General features: G+C 39.8%; 6 protein-coding genes and 1 tRNA gene. All 7 read right to left on the bottom strand.

Going from position 1 to position 8,427, the window contains the following annotated elements; all coding sequences use genetic code 11:
* Nucleotides 1-140, bottom strand: a 140-nt coding sequence (locus K6G87_RS08910; protein WP_296836054.1) for a NusA N-terminal domain-containing protein, incomplete at its 3' end; no start/stop codon positions are given.
* A 42-nt stretch (nt 141-182) separates the two neighbouring features.
* Complete coding sequence (rimP, locus tag K6G87_RS08905) at nt 183-647, bottom strand: ribosome maturation factor RimP (RefSeq protein WP_296836048.1); 465 nt, start codon at nt 645-647, stop codon at nt 183-185.
* A gap of 282 nt (nt 648-929) precedes the next feature.
* A tRNA-Glu gene (locus K6G87_RS08900) sits at nt 930-1,001 on the bottom strand.
* Between the two features lie 88 nt (nt 1,002-1,089).
* Nucleotides 1,090-1,605 (bottom strand): HD domain-containing protein, encoded by a 516-nt coding sequence (locus tag K6G87_RS08895; protein WP_296836045.1) that lies wholly within the window; start codon nt 1,603-1,605, stop codon nt 1,090-1,092.
* A gap of 15 nt (nt 1,606-1,620) precedes the next feature.
* Nucleotides 1,621-2,424 (bottom strand): putative ABC transporter permease, encoded by an 804-nt coding sequence (locus K6G87_RS08890; RefSeq protein WP_296836043.1) that lies wholly within the window; start codon nt 2,422-2,424, stop codon nt 1,621-1,623.
* Nucleotides 2,425-2,482: 58 nt separating this feature from the next.
* Entirely contained in the window at nt 2,483-7,138 is a 4,656-nt protein-coding gene (locus K6G87_RS08885) for a PolC-type DNA polymerase III (protein WP_296836041.1), read from the bottom strand.
* Nucleotides 7,139-7,266: 128 nt separating this feature from the next.
* Complete coding sequence (gene ispG / locus K6G87_RS08880) at nt 7,267-8,325, bottom strand: flavodoxin-dependent (E)-4-hydroxy-3-methylbut-2-enyl-diphosphate synthase (RefSeq protein WP_296836038.1); 1,059 nt, start codon at nt 8,323-8,325, stop codon at nt 7,267-7,269.
* Nucleotides 8,326-8,427 lie beyond the last annotated feature (102 nt).

The following is an 8,427-nucleotide window of genomic DNA, read 5'->3' as shown; positions in this document are numbered from 1 at the left end:
ACTTTTACATTGTCCGCCTTGCCAAAATTGTTCTTGCATGCGGTCATGAGAGAATTCTCAATTGCATCAAAAAGGCTTTCCTTACTGATATTCTTCTCTTTCTCCAATGCATCAAGTGCTTCCATAAGTTCTTTACTCATGTCTTTTCCTCTTCTTCCTTTCTGCGTTTTCACGCATCACCATTAAAAATCCAGTGACAGTCTAATGACTGAAATATCTTTTCTTGAAAAAATCTTATCTATATCCTGAATGGTTATAGTTACTGTATCGGCATCATATGCTTTAAGGACGCCGGTAAATTCCTTACAGCCATCCACAGGCTTATATGTCTTTAAATCTACATCAAGGCCCAGACTGTTCTCAAAATGTCTGTCCTTTTTGAGCTGTCTTCCAAGCCCCGGGCTTGAAACCTCTAATGTGTAAGCATCTTCAATAAAATCATCCGCATCAAGTGCATCTGACAGATCATGGCTTACATCAACGCAGTCTCCAATGTTTACTCCGCCTTCCTTGTCAATATAAGCTCGCAGATACCAGTCACCTGCTTCCTTGACATATTCAACATCATAAACTGTTGTGCCGTGCTTTTGTGCAATCGGAACAAGTATCTCTTCCGTCTTGCGTTCAATATCTTCTTTTCTCGACATATGCCACCTTTCACATAATACTTTTATTGCAAGTTTTTACTTGCAGGGCTTGTGCAACAAAAAAGTGGACTCGCGAAAGTCCACTCCAAAACCACATAATTACTTTATAACCATACCACTAATATGCAAAAACGTCAAGTTTTCGACGGGCAGGCTACCAGCGCCTTGAAATAAAGATCTAAAGACCAGTATCTAAGGCAAAAAATATACCGCAAATTTCAATCTGCGGTAACTTTCGGGTTGGGCTGTTCATATACCGCTTCAGCGGTTAATAACAGTCAGTAGCTCGTATCGGAATCGAACCGGTGATTCTGCCGTGAGAGGGCAGCGTCTTAGCCTCTTGACCAACGAGCCATATTAAGTCGGTGCACCTGACCGACTTGAATAAGATACCATGATATTTTTAATAATGCAAGTGTTATTTTGATTTTTTTATAATTTTTTATTTTGCTCTGCGCATTGCTACTGTTTCCTGAAGCGATGCAATCTTGTCAGCAGCACATACAAGTACAGCTTCTCTGGACTTTGGAGGATGGAAAAATGTCAGTGGCCACATATGACTTCTGATTATCTGTGCCTCTTTGTCTGTAAGATTAAAATCTCTCTTTGCATTCTCCATAGCTGACTGCGGATGTGTAAAGCCGTGAAGATGAAAGAACTGGTGAACCAGTTTTAAAGGATAAAACCAGTTCTCAGGTGCCTTTTTGAGCACATAATCTTTATGCCAGTCATATAGAAAATAATCATGAAGAAAAGCCCCTCTTATAAGCTCCTTTTCATTAGACTTAACCTTTAATGCATTATTAAGCAAATACGAAAGTCTTGCTACTCTCATGCAGTGATCATAAGTTGTGATACGGCCATGCTGTATAAAATTCTTCATCTGCTGCGATCTCACATCTTCAGCAAGTTCACTTACGAGTAATCTGAAATGTTTTTCTCTCTCAAATCTGGTCATAAATACTAATAATTCCTATTCCGAATCCTCTGACTGCTTTTCATGTCGTTCAGGCAGATTCTTCTTAATCTTAGAACCAATACTTTCCAAATAATTCTTTATACTTGCTGCCGAAAACGATCTGGACTGCGATGTATATTTCTTAATTGAATACAATGCATATTTCTGTCTTTCAGTAAGCTTTGACGTAAATGATGCATATTTTTCACGTATTTCGCCAGGCATTTCATGAATAGCTTTAATATTTTCTTCTATCTTATTATTAAAACCAACTTCAAAATTGTCAAGCTTTTGTGTAAGGTCAATAAGTGACTGCACTGTAAGAGCTGTATCTGCTGCTAAAACTCCCATAAAGAACAGTGCAAGTATTTCTGCAAATACAGGCTGCATCTGTCCTTTTACAGATTCTGCAACAGGAAGTATGAATTTGACTACTATTATTCCGGCAATTCCAAATCCCATAGTAGCAGGAAGGCATATTCTTCCGTTTATGTTAAACGGAGTGTTTGAATAGTCCCACCACATGGCGTTAAATCTTTTTTCAAGTATATAACTTGTTGCATATTCAAGTATCGCGCTTCCAAAAGCACATATTACAAATATTTCCCATATAGGAGTTTCGCCTTCCAGAGTCAGATTGAAATTACCAAATATTATCGAACAGCTGATCGCTCCAACTCCATAAATAGGACATACAGGGCCGTAAAGAAATCCTCTGTTACTCCAGTGTTTTGATTTAATACTGCAATATGTACATTCATATATCCAGCCTAAAAAGCTGTAGATTACAAATTCCACAAAATACTTTGCAATAATCATCTCAAGCCTCTATCCCGCTTTTATATTTGTACTGATATCGGTACCCAAAAGAAATGACTTAGTTCATAAAATCAAACAGCGATATCTGATTAGACTCCGGAAGATCTCCAAGAAGTCCTATTTCTGCCATTGCATCTACTACCTTCTGAGGACATTTGGTTCTTTCTTTAAAGTCATCCTTAGAAAGGAAAGGTCCATCTTTAGCAGCTTCCACAACGGCATCCGCAGCTTTTTCACCCATACCGTCAAATGCTTTCAGTGAAGGCATTATCTTATTTCCTACGACCTGGAAAAGACGTGATTTGGCCTTAAATATATCTATAGGCTCAAATTCTATGCCTCTTTCATACATTTCTTCTACAAGTCTCATGTCGTAGTACTCAGCTTCTTCTACTGGAGACATCTTCTCTTTATTTTTAAGTTCCTGCATTCTTCCGTGAAGATGGTTCTCTCCCTGACACATATCAAGATATGAAAAGGCCTTGGCTCTTATTGAGAACCATGCAGCATAAAATGCCTGAGGACAATAAACCTTAAAATAAGCTATTCTCCAGGCCATCATAACGTATGCAGCAGCGTGAGCTTTAGGGAACATGTATTTAATAAGTTCGCAGGATCCTATATACCATTCAGGTACATCATGCGCTCTCATGTCCTCTTTGTATTTATCCCACTTAGGCTCTTTGCCTTTGGCAACCTTACCCTTACGGACTGATTCCATGATCTTGAATGAGTCAGAAGGATCAAGTCCCTTCTGGATAAGATAGATCATGATATCATCTCGGCAACAGATAGCTGTATCGATAGTTGCTGTTCCGTTACTGATAAGTACCTGGGCATTACCCTGCCATACATCTGTACCGTGTGACAGACCTGATATTCTTATAAGGTGGCTAAGTGATGTAGGCTTAGCCTCAACAACCATGTTCATGGCAAAATCGGTACCAAATTCCGGTATACCAAGGCAGCCAAGCGGAGTTCCGCCTATCTGATCGGGTGTTATTCCGAGAGATCCTGTATCTTCAAAGAGTTCCATTACAAGAGGATCATCAAAAGGTACATCCTTAGGATCAACACCGGTACAGTCCATGAGGAATCTGATCATGGTAGGATCATCATGCCCGAGAATATCAAGTTTTAAGAGGTTATGATCAATAGAGTGATAATCATAATGGGTTGTGATTGTTGCTGTTGTCTGGTCATTAGCAGGATGCTGAACAGGTGTAAATGTATTAATATCCTCACCAACAGGAAGAACTACGATTCCTCCCGGGTGCTGACCTGTACCTCTTCTTATACCGGTACATCCTGCAACTATTCTATTGATCTCAGCCATTCTCTTTGGAACACCGATCTCGTCATAATATTTTTTGACATAACCATAGGCTGTCTTATCAGCAAGAGCAGCAATTGTTCCTGCTCTGAAGGTCTGTCCGTAACCAAAGATAACTTCAGTATACTTATGAGCTTTGGACTGATATTCACCTGAGAAGTTAAGGTCGATATCAGGCTCCTTATCTCCTTTGAATCCAAGGAAGGTTTCAAAAGGGATATCGAATCCGTCTTTAAGGAGCATATGACCGCACTTAGGGCATCTTCTATCAGGCATATCCACTCCGGCTTTACCACTAAATGCCTTTACCTCTTCAGAATCAAAATCGCTGTAATGACAGCGCGGACATATATAGTGAGGAGCAAGAGCATTAACCTCTGTAATACCAGATGTAAATGCAACAAAAGAGCTACCTACAGATCCTCTGGATCCAACAAGGTATCCGTCTTCATTGGACTTCCAAACAAGCTTCTGGGCTATGATATACATAACCGAGTATCCATTCTTGATAATGGAGTTAAGTTCTCTTTTAAGTCTTGCATCAACTATTTCAGGAAGCTCTTCTCCATATATTTCATGTGCCTTGTCATAACAGATCTTTTCAAGTGTCTTATCGGAATCTTCGATTACAGGAGGGCACTTATCAGGGCGAACCGGAGATACCGAGTCGCACATATCCATGATCTTTCTTGTGTTAGTGACACATACTTCAAAGGCCTTGTCATTGCCAAGATAATCAAATTCCGCAAGCATCTCCTGAGTAGTTCTTACATACAAAGGAGCCGGTTCTTCATCATCAAAGCCTCGTCCCGCCTGGATGATAGTCCTGTAAATCTGATCTTCAGGATTCAAAAAGTGAGCATCACAGGTAGCAACAACCGGCTTATGGAACTGCTCGCCAAGTTTTACTATCTTGCGGTTAACTTCGCGAATATCATCATCTGATTCAATACTGTCATATTTTTCCGAATCGACCATGAAATGGTTATTTCCAACAGGCTGTATCTCAAGATAGTCATAGAAATTTACAAGTCTTGCTATTTCTGTTTCCGGTCTGTCTTCTACTACAGCTCCGTACAATTCGCCCGCACAGCATGCTGAACCTATGATAAGACCTTCTCTGTACTGTGAAAGGACAGACTTAGGAATAAGCGGAAATCTTCTGAAATAGTCCAGATGAGATTTACTAACAAGGGTATAAAGATTACACCTTCCAAGAGTGTTCTTTGCAAGGATGATCACATGGTGAGGTCTTAAGTGCTTTATCATTTCAGGAGTTGATTGTCCAAACTCCTGCATCTTAGTAAGATCTGTTACCCCTTTTTCCTCAAGCATTGGAAGGAATTTTAGGAAAATATATGCTGTACACTCAGCATCATCTACAGCTCTGTGATGATGATCAAGTATAACATTAAGGGTTTTAGCTGTAGCATCAAGTGTATGCTTGGCCTGATGAGGGAAGAATACACGTGAAAGCCACATGGTATCTACTGTAGAAAAATCCGCTTCAATTCCAAGTTCTTTACAGTTCTGGTTAATAAAGCTTATATCAAATCCAACGTTATGTCCTACAAGGACTGCATCCTTACAAAATTCTACGAACTTTGGAATAATGACATCACGAGTTGGTGCTCCCATGACCATCTCATCAGTTATGGATGTAAGCTTTTCTATACGGAAAGGAATAGGAACCTGTGGGTTTATGAATTCTGAAAATCTTTCAAGGATCTCACCATTTCTAACCTTAACGGCACCTATCTCTATGATCTTGTTCTTAAGAGGTGAAAAGCCTGTCGTCTCAATATCAAATACAACAAAGGTTGTATCCTTTATATCCTGACCCTTGCCATTTCTGACTATCTCTACAAGGTCATCAACAAGATAACCCTCTACTCCAAGTATAAGTTTGAAAAAATTCTGTCTGTCAGGAACAGGGAGTTCATTTGCTTTAGCATCCTTGCAGGCGCTGCCATACAGATCTTCCCATACATGGTTGGCATCTGTAAGAGCCTGAACTACGCCATGGTCGGTAATAGCTATTCCCGGCATGCCCCACTTGTAGGCCTGCTTTACTATATCACTTACTTCAGATACACCATCCATATCACTCATCTTGGTATGGCAATGAAGTTCGACTCTTTTAACTTCAGCATTATCCTTACGTTTAACAGTAAAGTCATTGATCTTTCTGATACCACCAACTGATCCTATTGTAAGCTCATGATCAAACTTATCGATCATGGTGATACCTTTGACTTTGATAAAGGCACCTGCCTTAAGGTCTTTATTAAGATCACTCAGATCTTCATTCTTTACGAATAGTTTAATAGTTATAGAATCAGTAAAGTCTGTAAGATCGAACATGACAATGGTCTTTTCACCATTTCTTAGAGGTTTTTCCTCATATCTTATAACTTTACCCTGTATTGTGACTTCGCCAATCTCTCCATCTACTTCAGAAAGGCGCATTGCATCATCATCAAAATCCCTTCCGTATATTACGTTAGGATCATCAGACTTTTTCATAGGACCGCCAAAGCCGCCCTTTTTCCAGGTTCCGAATTTCTTACCTCCAAAGCCTGAAGGTGCACGGTTTTGATTGACGCTACCTTCTCCTGCACTTGTCGTTCCGCCCTTGTCATTAGCCATAGCAGCTGCTGCTTCTTCAGCTGCCTGCTGAACGCTTGCATCTACACTATTTGCTTTCTTAGCATCTGCTTGAGACGTACTTTTTGCTTTTGATGCTCCTTTTGAAGCATCCTTATTCTTATCTTCCTGATCTTTGGCTTTCTTTGCTTCAAGCGCTGCTTCAAGTTTTGCTGACATTCTTTCAGATTCTGCACTGTAATCAGGAACCTGAGACTTCTTCTTATCCTTCTTTTCTTCAAAAACTGTATATATTCTGATATTAAGACCGCAGCGTTCATTGATGATCTTGTCCATTATGCGTTCTATCTCAGGTGCCTCCTGAGAAGATGTGACAGAATCTTCAAGGACTATTTCCATTGCATCCAAAGAAGGGTACCTGAAGTCAGCACCCTTTAAAAGTGTATATTCAATTGGATTATAGGTCTTGAATTCCTGCAGAATGCTTTCGCCGTAGATATCCATAAGATTCTGCGGCGTATACTGTGCAGAAAGATGAAAACGCTCGTATATCTTAATGACTATAGATACATTAGGAAAAAGCTGCGTGCGTATCTCTTTTTCAACTTTGAGAATTTCCTGTTTATCTATAAGACAGTCAGAAGAAATATAAATGCGGATAAAATCCTGCTTTCTCGTGGCAGAAACCTTCTCGACCCTGGTTTCCTCCATAAGTTCTTTAGTATGTCCACTGAGTTTTAATTGTGGAAATACGTCAAAAAAAGCTTTGGCCATTTATACTTCTCCCCCATAATCTTCTTAAGGGCACATAGCCCCTTATAGCATTGTCTAAATAACGAATTGCCAAGGAGTATTCTCATCATAAAAGAAAACTCCTTCACAGTCCTATAATTTAAAAAGGCTTATTCGCCCCAATGATCAAGCTCTTCCTTAAGTGCTGCAAGGAGCTGATCTTCAGGCATCTTACGAATTACTTCTCCCTTTTTGATAAGAAGTCCTTCACCTACGCCGCCGGCTACACCTATATCGGCTTCCTTTGCTTCTCCGGGGCCGTTTACTGCACATCCCATTACGGCAACTCTTATGTTAAGAGGATAATGAGAGGCAAGCTCTTCAACCTGATTAGCAAGTCCGATAAGATCTATCTTGGTACGTCCACATGTAGGACATGATACAACATCTATTCCGCCGCCTCTTAAATTAAGCGCTCTTAAGATGAGCTTTGCAGCTTTTATCTCTTCTACAGGATCACCTGAGAGAGAAACTCTTATTGTATCACCGATTCCTTCATTTAAGATGATTCCAAGACCTACTGATGACTTGATACTTCCTGTATATACTGTTCCTGCTTCTGTAATTCCAACATGAAGAGGATAATTTGTCTTTTCTACTAAGAGTTCATGCGCTTTAACAGCAAGCATAACATCTGATGACTTTATGCTTATGACCATATTGTCATAACCGCAGTCTTCTATGATATGTGTCTTATCAAGGGCGCTCTCAACAAGTCCCTGGGGTGTTACACCGTGATATTTTTCAACAAGGTCTTTTTCCAAAGATCCTGAGTTAACACCAACTCTTATAGGAACCTGGCGCTCTCTTGCTGCGCGTACAACTTCTTCTATCTTGTCCTTACCACCAATGTTACCTGGGTTAATACGGATCTTGTCAGCTCCGTTTTCAATTGCTGCAATAGCCATCTTGTAATCAAAGTGAATATCGGCAACGATTGGGATATGAATGCGCTTTTTGATCTCACCTATAGCCTTTGCAGCTTCAAGTGTAGGACATGTACTACGAACTATATCGCATCCTGCTTCTTCAAGTTTAAGTATCTGAGCTACAGTTCCGTCAACATCCTCAGTACGTGTGTTAGTCATAGACTGGATCATAATAGGATTACCGCCACCTATGACCTTATTACCAATTTTAATGACTTTTGTATTATCTCTATATGCCATTACAAATCTCCTTTAAGACAAAAACTAACTTTAAGACAAAAACTAACTTTAAGACAAAAACTAACTTTATAAAATTAAACTCGCAAACGCTTCGCTTTTTGC

It is taken from the genome of Butyrivibrio sp. (genome assembly GCF_024699075.1).
This window is presented reverse-complemented; position numbering and strand designations above follow the sequence as displayed.